The organism is Achromobacter sp., from assembly GCF_049647645.1.
Classification (GTDB): Bacteria; Pseudomonadota; Gammaproteobacteria; order Burkholderiales; family Burkholderiaceae_B; genus Achromobacter.
On sequence record NZ_JBARYB010000091.1, the window covers coordinates 13003 to 32248 of the forward strand.

Sequence of the window (19246 nt, forward strand, 5' to 3'; positions counted from 1 at the left end):
TTCGATCCCTATTTTTTCGGTTGCTGTTTTTTCTCAACACTTCCTCTCTCCGCCGATGACCGATCCCGCCCGATCCTCCTACTCGCTCGCCTGGCGCCTGGCGCTGACCGCCGTTTTCCTGCGGCTGGCCTACTCAGCGCTGGTCCAGTCCTATAGCCTGCTCGCCCTGCCCGGCTTGGAGCAAATGCGGGAGATGTACAGCCAACCCCAGTTCCTGGCGCCGCTCCTCGCCCATATCGTCGCAGGAGCGGCAATCGCCGGATTGACCACCTGGGGGGCCATGAGCGGCTGGCTGGCGCGCCATGACACCACGGCGGTTGACGAACCCCGCAAGCTGTACGGCACTTTCATTGCCCTGTTTCTGCTCTACACCCTGGCCGTGGCGGCGGGAATGGCCTTCCTGCAGAACACGCTGATGCGCGTCGTCATGGACAACCGCGACATGCTGCAGGAACGACTCGGCTTCGGCATGATCGGGCAGTTCCTGACGCTGAACATCATCACCAAGCTCGTGAGCATCGTGCTGGAGATCATCGGCATCTGCGTCATCGTGCGCATTGCCGCCTGGACCGTGCAACCCGCAGGCCCGGCCGGCGGCCCCGCCTACGAACGGCGCCACGCCGCCTGGGTTACCGGGCTGACCGTGCTGGTCTGGCAACTGACCGTTTCAATCTCGGTGGGCAGTTTCCTGCAGATGCAGGCCCCGGGCGCAGGTTGGACCGAATTCGCGCTGGGCTATCTGGCCCTGCCCGCGGCCCTGCTGGCGCTGTGCGTCCTGGTCTGCCTCAAAACCCTGCCGCATCCGATCGGCACGGCCCGATTTGGACGGGCCGTTGCCCACGGCAGCATCGCATTCTGGTTGGCCCAGGGGTTGGGCATAGGCCTGGGATTCCTGGTCGTCCGGGCGATGACCTGGGGCCAGTTGATCCGCGCCTCGGAATCCCATGCTGCCGCCGCCATGACGCTGTTGGCCTACGGCGCGCTGCTGGCCCTGGGCTGCGTGATAGGCAGGCTGGTGCTGTACCGCGGCGCCAAGACTGTCGCGCCGCAAGGCTGACTCGGCCGAACAAGAAAAGGCCGCTGATTCGCATCAGCGGCCTTTTTCATGCGCTCACGAAGCGGTTCAGATCGCCGCGGTGCGGCGCTCCAGCCAGGCCAGCGCCTCTCCTGCGACCAGCGGCGACAGGCGCTCGAACACCGTCTTGTGGTAGTCGTTGAGCCAGGCGACTTCATCAGCGCGCAGCAGCGACGGTTCGATGCAGCGCGTGTCGATCGGGCACAGCGTCAACGTTTCAAAGCACAGGAATTCGCCGAGTTCGGAGGTCAGCCAGCTGCGGTTGGCGACCAGGTTCTCGATGCGCACGCCCCAGCGGCCCGGCCGGTAGATGCCCGGCTCGTTGGAGGTGATCATGCCCGGTTCCATCGCGGTGTGCGGACCGGGCATTGCGCGGTAGGAAATGACCTGCGGGCCTTCGTGCACGTTCAGGAAGTAACCCACGCCATGGCCCGTGCCGTGGCCGTATTCCGCGCCGCCTTCCCAGATGGGAGCGCGCGCGATGGCATCCAGCATGGGCGAAGGCGTGCCGCGCGGGAACGAGGCGCGCGACAACGCGATCATGCCCTTGAGCACCAGCGTGAAGTCCACCTTCTGGTCGGCGCTGGGCGTGCCCACCGCGACCACGCGGGTGATGTCGGTGGTGCCGCCCAGGAACTGGCCGCCCGAGTCGATCAGCAGCAGGCCATCGCCTTCGATGGTCGCGTGCGATTCCTGAGTGGCGCGGTAGTGCGGCATCGCGCCGTTGGCGTTGAAGCCGGCAATGGTGGCGAAGCTGGGGCAGACGTAGGCGGGCCGGCGCGCGCGGGCGGCGGTGATCTGCTCGTCGATGGTCAGCTCGGTGATGGTTTCATTGCCCAGCGCGCCTTCAAACCAGGCGAAAAATTCACAGAGCGCGGCGCCGTCCTGCGCCATGGCCTGGCGCACATTCGCCAGTTCGGCGTCGGTCTTGCGCGACTTCAGCAACGTGGACGGGTTGATGGCTTCGATCCGCGGCACGGCGGGATCCATGGCGTGGAACACGCCGCAGGTCACGCGGGCCGGATCGATCAGCAGCTTCTGGTCCAGTTCCAGCGAGGCCAGCGCGTCGGCGGCCTGGGCATAGCCGGCCACTTCCACACCGTCGGCCGCCAGGACGGCGCGCAGGGCGGCGTCGATCTTGCCGTCGGCCACGAACAGCGTGGCGTGGTCCAGGCCGATCAGCGCATGGCCGACGAACACCGGGTTGTAGTCCACGTCCGCACCGCGCAGGTTGAAGAGCCAGGCGATGTCGTCCAGGGTGCTGATGAAATGCACGTCGGCGCCATGCGCGCGCATGGCCTCGCGCACCCGCGCCAGCTTGTCGGCGCGGGTTACGCAGGCCTCGGGGGCCACGTGTTCATAGATGGCGGCGCCAGGCAGGCCGGCGCGGTCCGTCCAGACTTCGTCCAACAGATCCTCACGGATTTCCAGGATGGCGCCGGAGGAGGCCGCGGCCGCCGACAGGGCGCGGAAAGCGCCCAGGCCCAGCACCTGTCCGTCCACCCCGATGACCTCGCCCGCCTTCGTATTGGCGGCCAGCCAGTCCACGTGGCCTGGCGTGGTCGCCAGCGCGATCTTCATCAGCTGCACGCCGGTGCCGGCCAGCTGCGCTTCGGCCTGCACCCAATAGCGGCTGTCCACCCACAAGCCGGCAAAATCGGCCGTGACTACCAGCGTGCCCACCGAGCCCGTGAAGCCGGACAGCCAGCGCCGCCCCTGCCAGCGCGCGGGCAGGTACTCGGACAGGTGCGGGTCCGAGGAGGGAACGACATAGGCGGACAGGCCGCGGCGGCTCATGGCCTGCCGCAATTGGGCGATACGGGCGTCGGTGCTAGACATGGGGGATGGGATCCTTAGCGCAACATGAAAGACATGGCGGCCAGGCTGTTCAGCGTGCGGACAGCGGACTGCATGCTATCCGTGGTGAATCGCAAGGTCACGCCGTCCACGCGTTCCAGCGTGGGCCACATGCAGAACAGGTCGGCCAATGCCGAGCTCTGCGTCTGCAACCGGCATTCTATAGGGGCGGGAATGCGGAAAGGAACCGCTCCCCCTTTCTTGAGATTACGCACGGCGGTCTCGGCGGCGGCGGCGATCGCGCGGCGCGAGGCTGCCGGCGACAGGGTCACGCCGCTGCCCTGCCCATGGGCCACCTTGGTCTGTACCCATTCCGCGCCCGGGAAGGTGTCGCGGGTTTCCGCGATGAAGGCGTCGTCGCCGGTGCCCAGGATGACGGGCACGCCCATTTCGCCCGCCAGCGCGCCGTACAGGCCGGCCTCGCCCAGTTCCATGCCGTTGATCATCACGCGGGCGAAGGCGAAGCTGTTGATGGTGTGGGCCAGGATGCCGCGGCCTTGCGAGCGCGAGTGGTAGCCGATCATGAAGACGGCGTCGCAGCCCTCTTCCAGCCCGCCCATCATGCCGAGGTAGCGCGGCTTGCCCAGTACCAGGCGGGCGCGCTCGTCCAAGCCGTCGGGCAGCAGGTTGCGAAAGCCGCCATGCGAATCGTTGACGAGAATCTCTTCGGCGCCGCCGGCGATGGCGCCTTGCACGGCCGCATTGGCCTCGGCGGTCATCCAGGCGCGGGCGCGCTCGTATTCGCCGTTGCCGGCACGCACTTGTTCGGAATGGAAGACGCCGGCGACGCCTTCGATATCGGTGGAGATCAGGATCTTCATGGAATCAGCCTTGGGGGATTTCAGAATTCAGTGTCGGCGAGCCACTGGCGCCATTGCGGCGCCGCGTCGCGGATCGCGGCGCGGTGGTTGCCGTCGCGCCCGGTCACGCCATCGGCATGCCAGAGCGCGGAAATGATGGCCTGTTCGCAGGCCTCGGCGGCGGCTTCGAACAGGGGATCGATGCGGGCTTCGTGCAGCATCGCCACCGCCGGCATGGGTTGCTCGGGCAGTTGCGGCACCGTGTAGGCCGTGGAAAACGCCAGCGCGATGTCGCCGCTGCCGTGGCCGAACACCGAGCCGGTGCGGGCCAGCCCCGCCCCCGCCCGCAGCGACAGGCGGCGCAACTGGCGCGAGTCCAGCGGCGCGTCGGTCGCCAGCAGCAGGATGATGGAGCCCTTCTCCGGCACGATGGCGGCGTTCTCGCCCGCTTGCGCCAGGCTTTGGTCCAGCTGCTGCGCCAGCCGGCGGCCGAAGGGCCGGCCCGCCACGGTCAGGTTGGGCAGGCGGCCGAAGTTGGACAGCACCAGCGCCCCGACCGTGTAGCGCGGCCCCGCCTGGATCGACGCCACGCGCGAAGCCGAGCCGATGCCGCCCTTGAACGAAAAGCAGGACATACCCCGGCCGGCGCCTACCGCGCCCTGCTCGAACTGTTTGCCCGCCGCAGCCAGGGCTTCGGCGTAATGCGATTCCTGCACCGCCAGCGCCTGGATGTCGTTCAGATAACCATCGTTGCACTCGAAGACCAGCGGATTGACGGTAGCCATGCCCCGGCCGATGCCGGGGTTGGCTGCGACCGCGGCGCGGATCTGCGCGTTCGCCACCGTGCCCACGCCAAAGGTGTTGGTCAGCGCGATGGGCGTTTCCAGCACGCCCAGCTCCTGCACCTGGACCAGCCCGATGCTCTTGCCGAAGCCGTTCAAGATGGTCGCGGCGGCCGGCGCCTTGTCCAGATAGGGATCGCCGCCATGCGGACGCACCACGGTCACGCCGGTCTGCAGCGGGCCATCGGCCAGCGTGCGGTGGCCGACGGTGACCTCGCCCACGTCGCAGATCGAATCCAGCGGTCCCGAGGGCAGTACGCCGATGCGGGGGAGGTCCAGCGCTTGTTTGTCCATGTTCGCTACGTGTCGCCACGCTCCAGAATGCAAAACGCCGCCGCCCGGGGTCCGCGACGCGCACTTGGCAGCGCGTGGCGGACTGGGGCGGCGGCGGAAATAACCGCCCTCCATGCCGGCCCTCCAGGGAGTTCCGGCGGCAGGCTTACTTGCGGTCGATCTTGGGATCGAGCGCGTCGCGCAGGCCGTCGCCCAGCAGGTTGAACGCCAGAACGGTCAGGAAGATCGCCAGCGCCGGGAAGATCGCCACGTGCGGGGCAATCACCATGTCGGCGCGCGCTTCGTTCAGCATCGCGCCCCACTCCGGGGTGGGAGGCGATGCGCCCATGCCCAGGAACGACAGGCTGGCCGCGGTGATGATGGAGGTGCCGATGCGCATCGTGCCGTACACCACGATGGGCGAGATCGTGCCGGGCAGGATGTGGCGCATGATGATGGTCCAGTCGGACGCGCCCACGCTCTTGACCGCTTCGACGTAGGTCATCTGCTTGATCGACAGCGTGTTGCCGCGCACCAGGCGGGCAAACGCCGGCACGCTGAAAACAGCCACGGCCACGATCACGTTGATCATGCTGGAACCCAGGATGGCGACCACGCCGATGGCCAGCAGCATGCCGGGGAACGCCAGCAGCACGTCGGAGATCCGCATCGTGATGCGCTCCCACCAGCCTTCGTAGTAGCCCGCCATCAGGCCCATGAAGGTGCCGACGACGGCGCCCATGGCGACCGACAGGAAGCCCGCGGCCAGCGAAATGCGCGCGCCCATGATGATGCGGCTGAAGATGTCGCGGCCCAGCGAATCCACGCCCAGCCAATGGGTGGTGGAAGGCCCGGCGTTCAGGGCGTCGTAGTCGAAGAAGTTCTCCGCGTCGAACGGCACGATCCACGGCGCGAAGATCGCGACGACGACCAACAGCAGGACGAAGATGCCGGCGCCGACGGCGAGCTTCTGCTTCTTGAATTTGCGCCAGAACTCGGTGGCGGGCGTGCGCACGTCGTTCTTGGGAGCGGCGGCGATGGTCGTGGCGGGTGTCGTGTTGCTCATGGCCGCCTCACTTGTAACGGATGCTGGGATTGATGACGCCATAGAGCACGTCGACAATCAGGTTGATCAGGATGAATTCCAGCGAGAACAGCAGCACCAGGCCCTGGATCACCGGATAGTCGCGCTGGGTCACGGCGTCCACCAGCAGACGGCCTAGGCCGGGCCAGTTGAACACGGTCTCGACCACGATCGAGCCGCCCAGCAGGAAGCCGAACTGCAGGCCCATCATGGTGACGACGGGGATCAGCGCATTGCGCAGCGCGTGCTTGATCACGACGCGGCGCTCGGTCAGGCCCTTGGCGCGGGCGGTCCGCACGAAGTCTTCCTGGATGACTTCCACGAAGGAAGCCCGGGTGAAACGCGCCATCACGGCAGCCACTGCGGCGCCCAGCGTGATGGACGGAAGAATGTAGTGTTGCCAGGTCGAGGCGCCCACGGTAGGCAGCCAGCCCAGATTCACGGAGAACACCTGCATCAGCATCATGCCCAGCGCGAACGCGGGGAACGAGATGCCGGACACCGCCAGCGTCATGCCGAGACGGTCGGGCCAGCGATTGCGCCATACCGCCGACACGATGCCGATGATCATGCCGAAGGACACTGACCAGACCATGCTGGCAAGCGTCAGCCACAGGGTGGGCATGAAACGGTCGGCGATTTCGGTCGAGACGGGGCGCTTGGTACGCAAGGAGGTACCCAGGTCGCCTTGCAGCATGTGGCTGAAGTAGCGCACGAACTGCTGCGGCAGGGGCAGATCCAGCCCAAGTTCCTTGCGCACGAGCTCGACGGTTTGCTGGTCGGCCTCCTGGCCCGCGGCCAGTCGCGCCGGGTCGCCCGGAAGCATGTGCACAAACAGGAACACGACCACGGCCACCAGCAGCAGCGTGGGGATCATGCCCAAAAGACGTTTGACGATGTAGGTCAGCATTGAAATTCCTGCAACATCGGCGGGGACACCGCGCCCCCGCCGTATGTGGCCTTACAGGGGCGCGCAGGCCCCGAGAGTTACCGCCAGATTTACTGCTTCAGATCGATGTCGCCGAACCAGAACGAGGTGTCCGGCTCAACGTACACGCCCGACAGGTTCTTCGACTTCACGTACAGGTTGTTCTGGGTCACCAGGAAGGCCCACGGGGCGTCCTTCCAGATGGTTTCCTGAACGTTCTTGTAGATTTCGGTCTTCTTGGCGCGGTCGGTCGTGGCCAGGGCTTGCTGGATGCCGTCGTCCACCGACTTGTTCGAGTAATACGACACGTTGTTGAGCACCGGCGGGAAGGCGGCGGTGGTCAGCAGCGGACGCAGGCCCCAGTCGGCTTCGCCGGTCGAGGACGACCAGCCGGCGTAGTACATGCGGACCTTGGCGTCCTCAGGCTTCTGCACCTGCTGCACGCGTTGCACGCGTTGGCCCGATTCCAGCACTTCGACCGACACCTTGATGCCGACTTGCGCCAGCTGCTGCTGCAGGAACTGGACCACCTTCACCGAGGTGCCGTCGTTATAGGCGGACCACAGCTGGCTTTCGAAGCCGTTGGGGTAGCCGGCTTCAGCCAGCAACGCCTTGGCCTTCTTGATGTCGTAGGGCCACGGACCCGTCTTGTGGGCGAAGTCCACGCCCGTCGGCACCACGCCGTCCACAATGGTGGCGTAACCCGAGAAAGCGACCTTGGCCAGGGCTTCCTTGTTGATGGCGTAGTTGATGGCTTCACGCACCTTGACGTTGTCGAACGGCTTTTGCTGCGTGTTCATCGACAGGTAGCGCGCCATGATCGAGTTCTGGTGATCGACCACGTCCAGCTTGTCGTTCTTCTTCAGCACGGCGGCCTGCTCGAACGGCACCGGGAAAGCGAACTGCGCCTCCCCCGTCTGCACCACGGCGGCGCGGGTATTGTTGTCGGTCACGGTGCGGAAGGTCAGCGTATCGACCTTGGGGTAGCCCTTCTTCCAGTAGCCGTCGAACTTCTTGACCTTCAGGTACTCGGCCGGCTTCCATTCGACGAATTCGAAGGGACCGGTGCCCACGGGGTGGAAGCCGATTTCCTTGCCGTACTTGGCCAGGGCAGCGGGCGAGATCATCATGGCGGCCGGGTGGGCCAGCGCGTTGATGAAGGCCGAGAACGGCTTCTTCAGCGTGATCTTGATGGTCATCGGATCGACCACTTCGGTCTTTTCGATGACGCTGAACTGGATGTAGCGCGACAGGCGGTTGTCCGGGTTGGCCGGGCGGTCGAAGTTGATCTTGACGGCTTCGGCGTTGAAATCGGTGCCGTCGTGGAACTTCACGCCGGGACGCAGCGTGAACGTGTAGACCAGGCCGTCTTCGCTAACGGTGTAGTCGGTGGCCAGCACCTTCTGGACCTTCAGGTCCTTGTCGAATTCAAACAGGCCTTCGTAGTAGGCCTTGCCGGCCGCCTGGTTCAGCGTGCTGTTGGTGTTGTACGGATCGAGCGTTTCCAGCGCGATGGAGACGGCGAACGTCACGTCCTTGGCGGCATGCGCCAGCGGCGACGCGATCACGCCGAAGGCCAGCGCGGCGGCGGCCATCAGTTTGGTGGGGCGCAGAACTTTCATCATTGCAACTCCTGGTTCCGTAAGGAATTAGGGGGTTTGGTGGAAGAAAAACAAGTACGTCAACTGACTCAATACGCTCCGCCGACCGGATGCCGGGCGACGAAGTGATCCGTTCCGACCTGCACCAGCGGCTGCACCACCGGCTCGTCGTCGAGCTTGCGGATGGGGCTGGGGATTTCGTCGGACAACAGCGTGCGCTTCATGTGGCGGCGCGCCGGATCGGCGATCGGCACGGCGGACATCAGCTTCTTGGTGTAAGGGTGCTGCGGATTCTCGAAAATGGCGCGGCGCGGGCCGATCTCCACGATCTGGCCCAGGTACATCACGGCCACGCGATGGCTGACGCGCTCGACCACGGCCATGTCGTGCGAGATGAACAGGAAGGAAATGCCCATGTCGCGCTGCAGGTCGATCAGCAGGTTCACGATCTGCGCCTGGATCGACACGTCCAGCGCCGACACCGATTCGTCCGCGATCACGACCTTGGGGTTCAGGGCCAGGGCGCGCGCAATGCAGATGCGCTGGCGCTGGCCGCCGGAGAATTCGTGCGGATAGCGCTGCGCCATTTCCGCCGGCAAGCCCACCCGCTCCAGCAATTCGGCCACGCGGCGTTCGGCGTCGCGGCCCTTGGCCACGCCGTGCACCAGCAGCGGCTCCATGATGGAGAAGCCAACCGTCACGCGCGGGTCCAGCGAGGCGAACGGATCCTGGAACACGAACTGGATGTCGCGGCGCAGGGACTGAAGCTCGGTGTTCTTCAGGCGCACGATGTCGCGGCCGCCGAAGCGGATCTCGCCGCCCTGGCTGTCCACCAGACGCAGCAGCGAACGGCCGGTGGTGGACTTGCCGCAACCGGATTCGCCCACCAGCGACAGCGTCTCGCCGGGATACAGGTCGAAGCTGACTTGCTCCACGGCGTGCACGCGGCGCTGCACGCGGCTCATGATGCCGCCGCGCAGATCGAAGCGGGTAACCAGCTTGCGTACGCTGAGGATGGGCTCGCGCTTGGCGTCCGGCGCGGGCTGCGCGCTGACGGGAGCGGCTTCAGGCTGGGCCTGGCCCTCGGCCTGCAGCAGCGGAAAGCGCGCCGGCAGATCGGTGCCCTGCATGGCGCCCAGCTTCGGCACGGCCGACAGCAGCGCCTTGGTGTAGCTGTGCTGCGGCGAAGCGAACACCTGCTCGGACGGGCCTTCCTCGACCTTGTCGCCGCGGTACATGACCAGCACGCGATCGGCCACTTCGGCGACCACGCCCATGTCGTGGGTGATGAACACCACGCCCATGTGCATTTCTTCCTGCAGCTGGCGGATCAGTTGCAGGATCTGCGCCTGGATGGTGACGTCCAGCGCGGTGGTGGGTTCGTCGGCGATCAGCAGCGCCGGCTTGCAGGCCAGCGCCATGGCGATCATCACGCGCTGGCGCATGCCGCCCGACAACTGGTGCGGGTAGCGGTCCAGCACCGACTTGGCTTCCGGAATGCGCACCTGCTCCAGCATGCGCAGCGCCTCGGCGCGAGCGGCCGCGGCGTCCTTGCCCTGGTGCTGGCGGATCGATTCGGCGATCTGGTCGCCGGCGGTGAAGACCGGGTTCAAGGAGGTCATCGGCTCCTGGAAGATCATGGCCATGTCCGCGCCGCGCACATTGCGCATGACGCGTTGGCTCGATCCGGCCAGGTCGATCACGGAACCGTTGCGCCGCCGCAGGGCCATGCTGCCCTGGGCGATGCGCCCGCCGCCATGTTCCACCAGACGCATGAGCGCCAGGGACGTCACCGATTTGCCCGAACCCGATTCGCCCACGATGGCCAGGGTCTCGCCCCGGTCCACATGGAACGACAGATTGCGCACGGCTTCGACCGTACGCTCCGATCCCACGAAGCGCACCGTCAGGTCGTCGACCTGGACCACGCGGTTTTCCGGCAGCGCCAGGCTGTTTGCGCGATCAACCATCTCTTTTGATTCCCCAAATACTGAAAAAACGAACCCGCCGCCGCTTATCGGTAGATAGCGGTGACCGGCTTCTCGCCGACGCGGGCGTAACCCCGATACATGCCTTCCGTGTTGAACGGCAAGGCCACATTGCCCTGGGCGTCAACGGCCACCAAGCCGCCCTTGCCGTCGATGGTGGGCAGCTTTTCATGCACGACGCGATCGGCGGCCGCTTCCAGCGACGCGCCGCAATATTCCATCTGGGCCGCCACGTCGTAGGCGGCAACCATGCGGATGAACATTTCGCCGGTGCCCGTGGTGGACACGGCGCAGGTCTTGTTGCTGGCATAGGTGCCGGCGCCGATCAGCGGCGCATCACCCACGCGGCCGACCTGCTTGTTGGTGATGCCGCCGGTCGACGTGGCCGCGGCCAGGTTGCCCTGCGCATCCACCGCCACAGCGCCCACCGTGCCGAACTTCTTGTCCGCATCCAGCGGATCGGCCGGTGCGGGCTGGCCGCGCGCGACCAGGGCCTGGCCGTCGTGATCCAGCACTGCCGCTTCCGGCGTTTCGCGCTGCACGCGCAGCAGCTGCTCGCGGCGGGCTTCGGTGGAGAAATACGAAGGATCGACCAGTTCCACGCCCTCTTGCTTGGCGTAGGCTTCGGCGCCCTCGCCCACGAAGAACACGTGCTTGCTGTTTTCCATGACCTTGCGCGCGGCGAAGATCGGGTTGCGCACGCGGTGCACGCCGGCGATCGCGCCCGAGCGCAGCGTGGCGCCGTCCATGATGGCGGCGTCCAGCTCATGCGTGGCGGCGCTGGTAAATACGGCGCCATGGCCGGCATTGAACAGCGGACAGTCTTCCAGCAGGCGCACGGCTTCCGTCACGGCGTCCAGGGCGCTGCCGCCGCGGGCCAGCACGGCCTGCCCGGCAGTCAGGATGGATTCCAGCGCGCTCAGGTACTCCTGTTCTTTCTCGGGCGACATGGCGGCGCGGGACATCGCGCCAGCGCCACCGTGAATCGCGATCACGGGTTGAATCATCGTTTACCTACTCCATGGATGAGCCACGGCATGACGGACTGGGTCACCCCAGCGGCGGCCGCGACGGAATTCTTGGCCCGATAGGCCACTGCCGAGGACAGGGCTTCAATCAGCCCCAGCGCAGCGGTTTCGGAATTGGGAATCAGCTGGCGCGCGGAGTACGCGTACAGCACCACGGAAGCCGTGGGCGCCAGCGGAGACGTGGGCTTGTCGGTCAGCACCAGCACCGGCACGCCGGCCTGCTTGGCCGCGCCGGCCAGGGTCACCGTGTCGGCCAGGTAGCGCGGAAAGCCGATGGCGATCACCAGGTCCTTAGCCGTCATCCGCGCCATCTGGCGCGCCGCGTGCGACACGCCGCCGGGACCGGCCAGCGATTCGACGGAATGCAGGTGCATGCACAGGCCGCGCTGCAACAGGCCGGCCAGGAAACCGCTGGCGCCGAAACCGATGATGAAGACGCGGTCGGCGGCCAGGATGGCTTCTACTGCCTGCTCGCAGGCGGTGGCATCCAGCGACTGCAGATTACGCTGAGCGTTGCGGATGTCTTCTTCCAGCGTGGCGGCGAAGATCTGCACGGCGCTGGCGGAATGCGCGAGCTCGGTGCGCAGCTTTTCCACGGGTTCCAGCGCGGCCTCGAAGCCGCGCGCCAGTTCGGCGCGGAACTGCGGGTAGCCCGGCAGGTCCAGGGCGCGCGCGAAGCGGTTGGCCGTGGCTACCGAAACCCCCACCGCCGCCGCGAATTCGTCGATGGTCATGGTGGCGGCGCGGAACTGGTGCGCCAGCACATACTCGGCCATCTTGTGCTGAGTACGGCTCAGCGCGGGCTGGGCCCGGGCGATCCGGTCAGCAATCGTAAGTGCGGCCTTGTTCATCGATGCGAGAGGTGGTGTAGCTGGCGTTTATGTAAATCTGTTTACAAGCAAATTTTAGATAAGAAAATAGATTTTCATACTAAGGGTATACCCGTGAATATATGTAACAGTGCTTCAAAAGAAACGGGGCCGGTTTGAGTTACGCTAAGCGCGCTCCCCTTTTCCCAGCCACGCCGGATAGACGCAATGCCCGATTGGATCTGCAAAGCCCACCAGGACCTGACCGTGACCGAGATCTACGCGATCCTGCGGCTGCGCACGGAAGTCTTTGTTATTGAACAGAATTGCATCTTCCAGGACATGGACGGCAAGGACCTGGTCGGCCAGACGTCCCACCTGATGGCCTGGCAGGACGGCAAGCTCGCGGCCTACTGCCGCATCCTGGATCCGTCGCTGAAGGACGGCCAGATCGAGATCGGGCGCGTCATCACGGCGCCGTGGACGCGCGGCCAGGGCCTGGGCCACGAACTGATCCGCCACGCGATGCTGGAAGTGCGCCAGCGCTGGCCCGGCCGCGCCATGTACCTGGGCGCCCAGGCCCGCTTGCGCAATTACTACGGTGGACACGGCTTTGTGCAGGTCACCGAGGAATACATCGAGGACGGCATTCCCCATGTGGGAATGCGACTGGACGAAACGGCATAAAGAAAAACGCCCCTTGCGGGGCGTTTTCATTGATGCAGCGGTTGGCGGATTACTTGACCGCCGACACGTCCAGCTTGGCTTGCGTCTTGGACTTGATCTCGTCCACCGTCACGCCCGGCGCCGTTTCCAGCAGCTTGAGGCCGTTTTCGGTGACTTCCATCACGCCCAGGTCGGTGATGATCAGGTCGACCACGCCCACGCCCGTCAGCGGCAGGTTGCATTCCGCCAGCAGCTTGACGTCTTCGGTGCCGTCCTTCTTCTTGGCCACGTGCTCCATCAGGACCACGACGCGGCCCACGCCCGCCACCAGGTCCATGGCGCCGCCCATGCCCTTGACCATCTTGCCCGGAATCATCCAGTTGGCCAGGTCGCCCTTTTCGGACACCTGCATGGCGCCGAGGATGGCCAGGTTGATCTTGCCGCCGCGGATCATCGCAAACGAATCGGCCGACGAGAAGATCGAGGAGCCAGGCAAGGTCGTAACCGTCTGCTTGCCTGCGTTGATGAGGTCGGCGTCGACCTCATCGTCGGTGGGGAACGGGCCGATGCCCAGCAGGCCGTTTTCGGACTGCAGCCACACTTCCATGCCCTTGGGCACGTGGTTGGCCACCAGGGTCGGCAAGCCGATGCCCAGGTTCACATAAAAGCCGTCTTGCAGCTCGCGCGCGGCGCGCGCCGCCATTTCATCGCGGGACCATGCCATGTCTGTTCTCCTTAGGCCGGGCGAGTGGTGCGTTGTTCGATGCGCTTTTCGGGCGTGGCGTTCAGCACGATCCGTTGCACATAGATGCCGGGCAGATGGATCTGATCGGGATCCAGGCTGCCGGTATCAACGATTTCCTCGACTTCGACCACCGTGAACTTGCCCGCCATGGCGACGTTCGGATTGAAGTTGCGGGCGGTCTTGCGGAACACCAGGTTGCCGCTGCGGTCGGCGATATGCGCCTTGACCAGCGACACGTCGGGCACCAGCGAACGTTCCATCACGTATTGCTGGCCGTCGAATTCGCGGATTTCCTTGCCGTCGGCGACGATGGTGCCCACGCCGGTGCGGGTGAAGAAGGCCGGAATGCCGGCGCCGCCGGCGCGCAGCTTCTCGGCCAGCGTGCCCTGGGGCGTGAACTCGAGTTCGAGTTCGCCGGACAGGAACTGGCGTTCGAATTCCTTGTTCTCGCCCACGTAGGACGCGATCATCTTGCGGACCTGGCGCGTATTGAGCAACTGGCCGAGGCCGAAGCCGTCGACGCCGGCATTGTTGCTGATGCAAGTGAGGTCCTTGACGCCCGAATCGCGCAATGCTGCGATCAGGGCTTCGGGAATGCCGCAAAGGCCGAAACCGCCCACGGCGATCATCTGGCCGTCCTTGACGATGCCTGCCAGCGCCTCCTGGGCGCTTGCAAAAACCTTGTCCATCGCTCCAACTCCTAGTTAAGGTCTAACCGAAGAGGGCGCGGCTGCCGGCGCCGGTCCCAGCAACACCGTACGGTGCCCTGTGGCGGCTGGCGCCGAGGGTGGCGCGCCCTTATTGCTTTTTTTGATTTTGCGCTAGATTTTACCGGCATGCCCGGTCAAAGCACGCGCTATTTTGGCCGGTCCGCCCGAAGCGCCGCGTCAAGCCGCGGGCTTGAACATGGCGCCCAGTTTGGACAGCACCTCTTGCGGCCACGGGGCGGACGCATTGACCGTATAGTCCATCCAGACTAGCACGTTGCGTGCGCGGGCATACGGACCGCCTTCGTCGCCTACCTTCTCCAGCAGCAATTCGAATTCCGCGCTGGAGCGGCCGATGCGCGTGAGCTTGTGCGTCACGAGCACCGTGGCCGGATAGGTCAAGGGACGCAGGAAATCGCAGGACGCATGCGCCAGGATCAGGCCCTGATCGGACGGCAGCGCAAAGCCCGCGCCATAGAGTATCTGTATCCGGGCCTCTTCCATGAGGCGAAAATACATTGCGTTATTCAGATGGTTCAGAGCGTCCGAATCGCCCCACCGCAAGGGCAGTTCGACTTGATGGATATCTCCCACGGCCAGTATCCGCGCTGAGGTTTTGTCCGCGTTCACCAATTGCTCCATATGGCTAAAAGAAATACGAAGGCATACATCACCTCCGCCTGCAATACAATCGCCGATAATACTTCCAGCCATATATGGAATACATACGGGGAGCTTTGCAATGTCTGAACGCGAGTCGATGGAATATGACGTGGTCGTGGTTGGCGGTGGACCCGCCGGCCTGGCCACTGCAATCCGTCTTAAGCAGCTGGCCGCTGAAAAGAATCAGGAAATCGGCGTCTGCGTACTGGAAAAGGGCGCGGAGTTGGGTGCCCACATCCTGTCCGGCGCCGTCATGGACCCGCTGGCGCTGACCGAGCTCATCCCCGACTGGAAGGAAAAAGGCGCGCCGCTGAACGTGCCCGTCACGCATGACAAGTTCATGTTCCTGTCCGAAACCGGCGCGCGCACCACGCCCAACTGGCTGCTGCCGCCCTGTTTCCACAACGAAGGCAACTACATCGTCCGCCTGGGCGACGTGGTGAAGTGGATGGGCGAACAGGCCGAGGCGCTGGGCGTGGACATCTTCCCCGGCTTTGCGGCCGTGGAACTGTTGTACGACGAAAACGGCGCCGTCCGCGGCGTGGCCACCGGCGACATGGGCGTAGCCCGCGACGGCTCGCACACCGACCACTACCAGCCCGGCATGGAACTGCATGCCCGCTACACCGTGTTCGCCGAAGGCGCGCGCGGCCAATTGGGCCGCCAGCTGATCGAACGCTACAAGCTGGACGACGGCCGCAATCCGCAGTCCTACGGCATCGGCATCAAGGAAATGTGGGAAGTCGATCCGGCCCAGTCCAAGCCGGGCCTGGTCATCCACACCGCCGGCTGGCCGCTGGACTCCGACACCTACGGCGGCTCGTTCCTCTATCACCTGGACAACAACCTGGTGGCGGTGGGCATGATCGTGGGCCTGGACTACGCCAACCCCTGGCTGTCGCCGTTCGACGAATTCCAGCGCTACAAGACGCACCCCGCCATCCGCGGCACCTTCGAAGGCGGCAAGCGCATCGCCTACGGCGCGCGCGCCATCACCGCGGGCGGCCTGCTGGCCCTGCCCAAGCTGACCTTCCCGGGCGGCGTGCTGGTCGGCTGCGAGGCCGGCTTCCTCAACGCCTCCCGCATCAAGGGCAGCCATGCCGCCATCAAGTCCGGCAAGCTGGCCGCCGAAGCCGCCTTCGACGCGCTGGTCGCCGACCGCCGCCAGGACGAGCTGGCCGCCTATCCCGCGGCCTTCGAGGCCTCCTGGCTGCACGCGGAGCTGAACAAGGCGCGCAACTTCAAGCAGTGGTTCAAGAAGGGCCGCACCGTCGCCACCGTGATGACCGGCGTCGAACAGCTGCTGCTCAAGGGCAAAATGCCCTGGAGCCTGCGCCACAACAAGCCCGACCATGCCTGTCTGCAACCCGCATCGCAGTGCGCGCGCATCGATTATCCCAAGCCCGACGGCAAGCTCACCTTCGACAAGCTCAGCTCGGTGTTCATTTCGAACACCAACCATGACGAAAACGAGCCCATCCACCTGACGCTGAAGGATCCGTCCATACCGGTACAGGTCAACCTGGCCAAATATGGCGGCCCGGAATCGCGCTACTGCCCGGCGGGCGTGTACGAGTTCATCAAGGACGACCACGGCGAGGACCGCCTGCAGATCAATGCGCAGAACTGCGTGCACTGCAAGACCTGCGACATCAAGGACCCCACCCAGAACATCGTATGGGTCGCCCCGCAAGGCGGCGAAGGCCCCGTCTACAGCGGCATGTAAAGCGACCGGACGCCAGCGCCCGGCCACCGAAGGCGCCCCGCGGGGCGCCTTTCTTTCGACCAGAAGGACTATTCCATGACCGAACGCATACTCCTCATCGGCTGCGGCGACCTGGGCCAGCGGGCAGCCCGGCGCTTCCTGGCGCGCGGCGACGAAGTCTACGCGCTGCGCCGCCATCCGCCGGCCGGAGATGCGGACGGCATACGCTGGCTGCGGGGCGATATCTCCCGCGCTGACGCGCTGCCCGCCCTGCCCCTGGGCGTCACGCGGCTCATACACCTGCCTGCGCCCGGCGCCCGCGCAGCAGCCGCGTACCGCGCGGTCTTCATCGACGGCCTGAAGCACGTGCTGGACGCGCTGGACGCTACGCAGCTCAAGCGCGTCGTGTTCGTCTCGTCCAGCGCGGTCTATGGCGAACATGAAGGCGGATGGGTCGACGAAGAAACGCCGCCCGCGCCGCTGGGCGTCAACGGGCAAGTGCTGCTCGAAGCCGAAGCCGCGCTGGCGGCCTGCGGCCTGCCCGCCACCACCTTGCGGCTGGCGGGCCTGTACGGCCCCGGACGCCTGCAATTGATCGAACGCTTGCGCCAAGGCGCGGCCGGCGCGCCGACCCGGCCCGAACACTGGGCCAACCGCATCCACATCGATGACGCCGCCGCGGCCGTGGTCCACCTGGCCCTCCTGCCCGAAGCGGCGCCAGTCTACATAGGCTGCGACGACACGCCCCTGCCCCTGCATGAGCTATACGCCGACCTGGCCAGGCAGATCGGCGCCCCCGCGCCGCGCGAAGCGCCCGCGCCCGCCAACGTCGGCAGCAAGAAGCTCAGCAACGCCCGGCTGCGCGCCAGCGGCTTCACGCTGCAATGGCCGGACTCGCGGCTGGGCTATGCCGCGCTGCTGGCCGCAACCGACGGCACCGGAGCGCCGCAGGCATAGTTCGCTGCGCATCGAATCGTCGTCATCCAGGCTGGACGATACTGGCGGTCGGATTCACCACCGGCCAAGGCCATGCATCCCGCCCATCCCCTGCAGGCAGTCACTCACCCTGACCCCTACCCCTACTACGCCGCGCTGGCGCGAGAGCGGCCGCTGTATCGCGAAGCGACGCTGGACCTGTGGATCGCCAGCCATCCGGACACGATAGCGGCCATCATGCAACACCCTGCCGCGCGCGTGCGCCCCGTGGCGGAGCCGGTACCCAAGGGATTGTGTCCCGGGCCGGCGGGCGAGCTGTTCGGCCGCTTCGTACGCATGAACGACAGCGCAGCGCACCTGCAAGTGAAGGCCTTGCTGAGCGCATTCATCCGCGAGCTAGACGCCCAGGCCTGCCCACCCGCCTGGCCGGATCCGAGGCCGTTGAACGCCATGGCCGTCGACCGCTACCTAAGCGCCGCGCCGGTGCATGGGCAAGCCGCTTTCCTGGGTTTGCCGCCTGGCCTGTACGCCGATTGCGCGGCGGACATCGCGGCGTTTCTGCCGGCGCTGCCCGCCACCGCCACGGCGGATCGCATCGAGGCTGGACACGCCGCCGCGCAGCGCCTGCAAACCCGTCTGGAATCGCATCTGCAGGCCCCCGACGCCGTCCCAGCCTTGCGCAGACTGCGTGAGGACGGCGCGCGGGCGGGCATCGCGCCCGCGCTGCTGGCCGCCAACTTGGCCGGCCTGCTGTTCCAGTCCTGTGAAGCGGGCGCGGGTTTGCTGGGAAACGCGATCATCCTGGCCGGGCGACACGGCACGCCGGACGACCTTACGGACGAGGCCGCGCTGGCGCTGATGGATCAAGTCGAACGCATTGACCCGCCGCTGCACAACACGCGGCGGTTTCTCGCCGCCGACATCGACATCGGCGGCCAGCGCATCGCTGCCGGCCAGACCGTGCTGCTGGTGCTGGCCGCGGCAGCCACGGTACAGCCCGAAGCGCACTGGACTTTCGGCGCGTACGGGCATGCATGCCCCGGCCGCCTGCCCGCCCATCAGCATGCGGCGGGCGCGCTCAGCCACCTGCTGCGCGCAGGCATCGACGCCGCCGCGCTCGCGGCCCGTTTCCGCTACCGGCCGCTGCCGAACGCACGCGTGCCCCAGTTTGATTTTTCCGAGGAACCCGCACCATGATCGCAGTGATATTCGAAGTCGAACCCGCCCACGGCGACCCCAACCCGTATCTACACATCGCGGCCGGCCTGATCGACGAATTGAAGGCCATGGACGGCTTCATTTCGGTGGAACGCTTCCAGAGCCTGACCGAGCCGGGCAAGCTCCTGTCGCTGTCGTTCTGGCGGGACGAAGAATCGGTCAAGCGCTGGCGCACGCTGGAGTCGCACCGCCGGGCCCAGGAAGCCGGGCGCGGCGGCGTCTTCGCCAACTATCGCCTGCGCGTGGCGCAGGTGCTGCGCGACTACGGCATGAATCAGCGCGACGCGGCGCCCGCCGACAGCCGCGACCGCCACGGCTGAA

The 19246-nt window shown here is 66.0% G+C and carries 18 protein-coding genes; 6 read left to right on the forward strand and 12 right to left on the reverse strand.

All coding sequences use genetic code 11. From position 1 onward, the window contains the following. Positions 1-55 precede the first annotated feature (55 nt). The gene (locus WBB14_RS10505; RefSeq protein ID WP_424239771.1) at positions 56-1057 is read left to right on the forward strand and encodes a hypothetical protein; all 1002 of its coding nucleotides are present in this window, start codon (positions 56-58) and stop codon (positions 1055-1057) included. A gap of 66 nt (positions 1058-1123) precedes the next feature. On the opposite strand, the gene WBB14_RS10510 is transcribed toward WBB14_RS10505, so the two are convergent. From WBB14_RS10510 to WBB14_RS10550, 9 genes are all read right to left on the reverse strand, one after another. Further along, entirely contained in the window at positions 1124-2914 is a 1791-nt protein-coding gene (locus tag WBB14_RS10510; protein WP_424239772.1) for an aminopeptidase P family protein, read from the reverse strand. A gap of 14 nt (positions 2915-2928) precedes the next feature. Then, positions 2929-3753 (reverse strand): M55 family metallopeptidase, encoded by an 825-nt coding sequence (locus WBB14_RS10515; protein ID WP_424239773.1) that lies wholly within the window; start codon positions 3751-3753, stop codon positions 2929-2931. A 20-nt stretch (positions 3754-3773) separates the two neighbouring features. Further along, positions 3774-4868 (reverse strand): P1 family peptidase, encoded by a 1095-nt coding sequence (locus WBB14_RS10520; RefSeq protein WP_424239774.1) that lies wholly within the window; start codon positions 4866-4868, stop codon positions 3774-3776. A 145-nt stretch (positions 4869-5013) separates the two neighbouring features. Beyond that, positions 5014-5913, reverse strand: a complete 900-nt coding sequence (gene gsiD, locus WBB14_RS10525) for a glutathione ABC transporter permease GsiD (RefSeq protein ID WP_332011536.1) — start codon at positions 5911-5913, stop codon at positions 5014-5016. Between the two features lie 7 nt (positions 5914-5920). Next, the gene (gsiC, locus tag WBB14_RS10530) at positions 5921-6841 is read right to left on the reverse strand and encodes a glutathione ABC transporter permease GsiC (protein WP_057284822.1); all 921 of its coding nucleotides are present in this window, start codon (positions 6839-6841) and stop codon (positions 5921-5923) included. Between the two features lie 89 nt (positions 6842-6930). Continuing rightward, entirely contained in the window at positions 6931-8484 is a 1554-nt protein-coding gene (gsiB, locus tag WBB14_RS10535) for a glutathione ABC transporter substrate-binding protein GsiB (RefSeq protein WP_424239775.1), read from the reverse strand. A gap of 65 nt (positions 8485-8549) precedes the next feature. After that, positions 8550-10430: a dipeptide ABC transporter ATP-binding protein gene (locus WBB14_RS10540; protein ID WP_424239776.1), complete on the reverse strand. Its 1881-nt coding sequence runs from the start codon at positions 10428-10430 to the stop codon at positions 8550-8552. A 44-nt stretch (positions 10431-10474) separates the two neighbouring features. Beyond that, positions 10475-11455 carry an isoaspartyl peptidase/L-asparaginase gene (locus WBB14_RS10545; RefSeq protein WP_332011534.1) on the reverse strand — a complete coding sequence of 327 codons (981 nt, stop codon included), beginning with the start codon at positions 11453-11455 and terminating at the stop codon, positions 10475-10477. Then, positions 11452-12327: a MurR/RpiR family transcriptional regulator gene (locus tag WBB14_RS10550; protein WP_424239777.1), complete on the reverse strand. Its 876-nt coding sequence runs from the start codon at positions 12325-12327 to the stop codon at positions 11452-11454. The genes WBB14_RS10545 and WBB14_RS10550 overlap by 4 nt, the downstream gene beginning before the upstream one ends. A gap of 186 nt (positions 12328-12513) precedes the next feature. Between WBB14_RS10550 and WBB14_RS10555 the strand changes: the two genes are divergently transcribed. After that, on the forward strand, positions 12514-12972 hold the full coding sequence (locus WBB14_RS10555) for a GNAT family N-acetyltransferase (RefSeq protein WP_424239778.1): 459 nt from the start codon (positions 12514-12516) through the stop codon (positions 12970-12972). Positions 12973-13021: 49 nt separating this feature from the next. Here WBB14_RS10555 and WBB14_RS10560 read toward each other — a convergent pair whose 3' ends face one another. From WBB14_RS10560 to WBB14_RS10570, 3 genes are all read right to left on the reverse strand, one after another. Beyond that, positions 13022-13675, reverse strand: a complete 654-nt coding sequence (locus WBB14_RS10560; protein ID WP_013392275.1) for a CoA transferase subunit B — start codon at positions 13673-13675, stop codon at positions 13022-13024. A gap of 11 nt (positions 13676-13686) precedes the next feature. Beyond that, a complete protein-coding gene (locus WBB14_RS10565; RefSeq protein WP_013392274.1) occupies positions 13687-14385 on the reverse strand; it encodes a CoA transferase subunit A in 699 nt (232 codons plus the stop codon). Between the two features lie 198 nt (positions 14386-14583). Beyond that, entirely contained in the window at positions 14584-15033 is a 450-nt protein-coding gene (locus WBB14_RS10570; protein WP_332014433.1) for an acyl-CoA thioesterase, read from the reverse strand. 112 nt (positions 15034-15145) lie between these two features. On the opposite strand from WBB14_RS10570, the gene WBB14_RS10575 reads away from it, so the two are divergent. The 4 genes from WBB14_RS10575 (at position 15146) to WBB14_RS10590 (ending at position 19245) form a co-directional block, all read left to right on the forward strand. Next, entirely contained in the window at positions 15146-16792 is a 1647-nt protein-coding gene (locus WBB14_RS10575; RefSeq protein ID WP_424239779.1) for an electron transfer flavoprotein-ubiquinone oxidoreductase, read from the forward strand. 75 nt (positions 16793-16867) lie between these two features. Then, complete coding sequence (locus tag WBB14_RS10580) at positions 16868-17728, forward strand: NAD-dependent epimerase/dehydratase family protein (protein WP_424239780.1); 861 nt, start codon at positions 16868-16870, stop codon at positions 17726-17728. 72 nt (positions 17729-17800) lie between these two features. Next, positions 17801-18904, forward strand: coding sequence for a cytochrome (locus tag WBB14_RS10585; RefSeq protein WP_424239781.1), 1104 nt, complete (start codon positions 17801-17803; stop codon positions 18902-18904). Beyond that, the gene (locus WBB14_RS10590; protein WP_424239782.1) at positions 18901-19245 is read left to right on the forward strand and encodes an antibiotic biosynthesis monooxygenase family protein; all 345 of its coding nucleotides are present in this window, start codon (positions 18901-18903) and stop codon (positions 19243-19245) included. The genes WBB14_RS10585 and WBB14_RS10590 overlap by 4 nt, the downstream gene beginning before the upstream one ends. Position 19246 lies beyond the last annotated feature (1 nt).

What these genes read in the sequence shown, in the direction of transcription:
- WBB14_RS10575 (WP_424239779.1), top strand. Translation starts at nt 15,146, where the DNA reads ATGTCTGAACGCGAGTCGATGGAATATGACGTGGTCGTGGTTGGCGGT.
- WBB14_RS10510 (WP_424239772.1), bottom strand. Translation starts at nt 2,914, where the DNA reads ATGTCTAGCACCGACGCCCGTATCGCCCAATTGCGGCAGGCCATGAGC.
- gsiD (WP_332011536.1), bottom strand. Translation starts at nt 5,913, where the DNA reads ATGAGCAACACGACACCCGCCACGACCATCGCCGCCGCTCCCAAGAAC.
- WBB14_RS10505 (WP_424239771.1), top strand. Translation starts at nt 56, where the DNA reads ATGACCGATCCCGCCCGATCCTCCTACTCGCTCGCCTGGCGCCTGGCG.
- WBB14_RS10515 (WP_424239773.1), bottom strand. Translation starts at nt 3,753, where the DNA reads ATGAAGATCCTGATCTCCACCGATATCGAAGGCGTCGCCGGCGTCTTC.
- WBB14_RS10550 (WP_424239777.1), bottom strand. Translation starts at nt 12,327, where the DNA reads ATGAACAAGGCCGCACTTACGATTGCTGACCGGATCGCCCGGGCCCAG.
- WBB14_RS10585 (WP_424239781.1), top strand. Translation starts at nt 17,801, where the DNA reads ATGCATCCCGCCCATCCCCTGCAGGCAGTCACTCACCCTGACCCCTAC.
- WBB14_RS10520 (WP_424239774.1), bottom strand. Translation starts at nt 4,868, where the DNA reads ATGGACAAACAAGCGCTGGACCTCCCCCGCATCGGCGTACTGCCCTCG.
- WBB14_RS10580 (WP_424239780.1), top strand. Translation starts at nt 16,868, where the DNA reads ATGACCGAACGCATACTCCTCATCGGCTGCGGCGACCTGGGCCAGCGG.
- WBB14_RS10545 (WP_332011534.1), bottom strand. Translation starts at nt 11,455, where the DNA reads ATGATTCAACCCGTGATCGCGATTCACGGTGGCGCTGGCGCGATGTCC.
- WBB14_RS10560 (WP_013392275.1), bottom strand. Translation starts at nt 13,675, where the DNA reads ATGGCATGGTCCCGCGATGAAATGGCGGCGCGCGCCGCGCGCGAGCTG.
- gsiC (WP_057284822.1), bottom strand. Translation starts at nt 6,841, where the DNA reads ATGCTGACCTACATCGTCAAACGTCTTTTGGGCATGATCCCCACGCTG.
- WBB14_RS10590 (WP_424239782.1), top strand. Translation starts at nt 18,901, where the DNA reads ATGATCGCAGTGATATTCGAAGTCGAACCCGCCCACGGCGACCCCAAC.
- gsiB (WP_424239775.1), bottom strand. Translation starts at nt 8,484, where the DNA reads ATGATGAAAGTTCTGCGCCCCACCAAACTGATGGCCGCCGCCGCGCTG.
- WBB14_RS10540 (WP_424239776.1), bottom strand. Translation starts at nt 10,430, where the DNA reads ATGGTTGATCGCGCAAACAGCCTGGCGCTGCCGGAAAACCGCGTGGTC.
- WBB14_RS10555 (WP_424239778.1), top strand. Translation starts at nt 12,514, where the DNA reads ATGCCCGATTGGATCTGCAAAGCCCACCAGGACCTGACCGTGACCGAG.
- WBB14_RS10565 (WP_013392274.1), bottom strand. Translation starts at nt 14,385, where the DNA reads ATGGACAAGGTTTTTGCAAGCGCCCAGGAGGCGCTGGCAGGCATCGTC.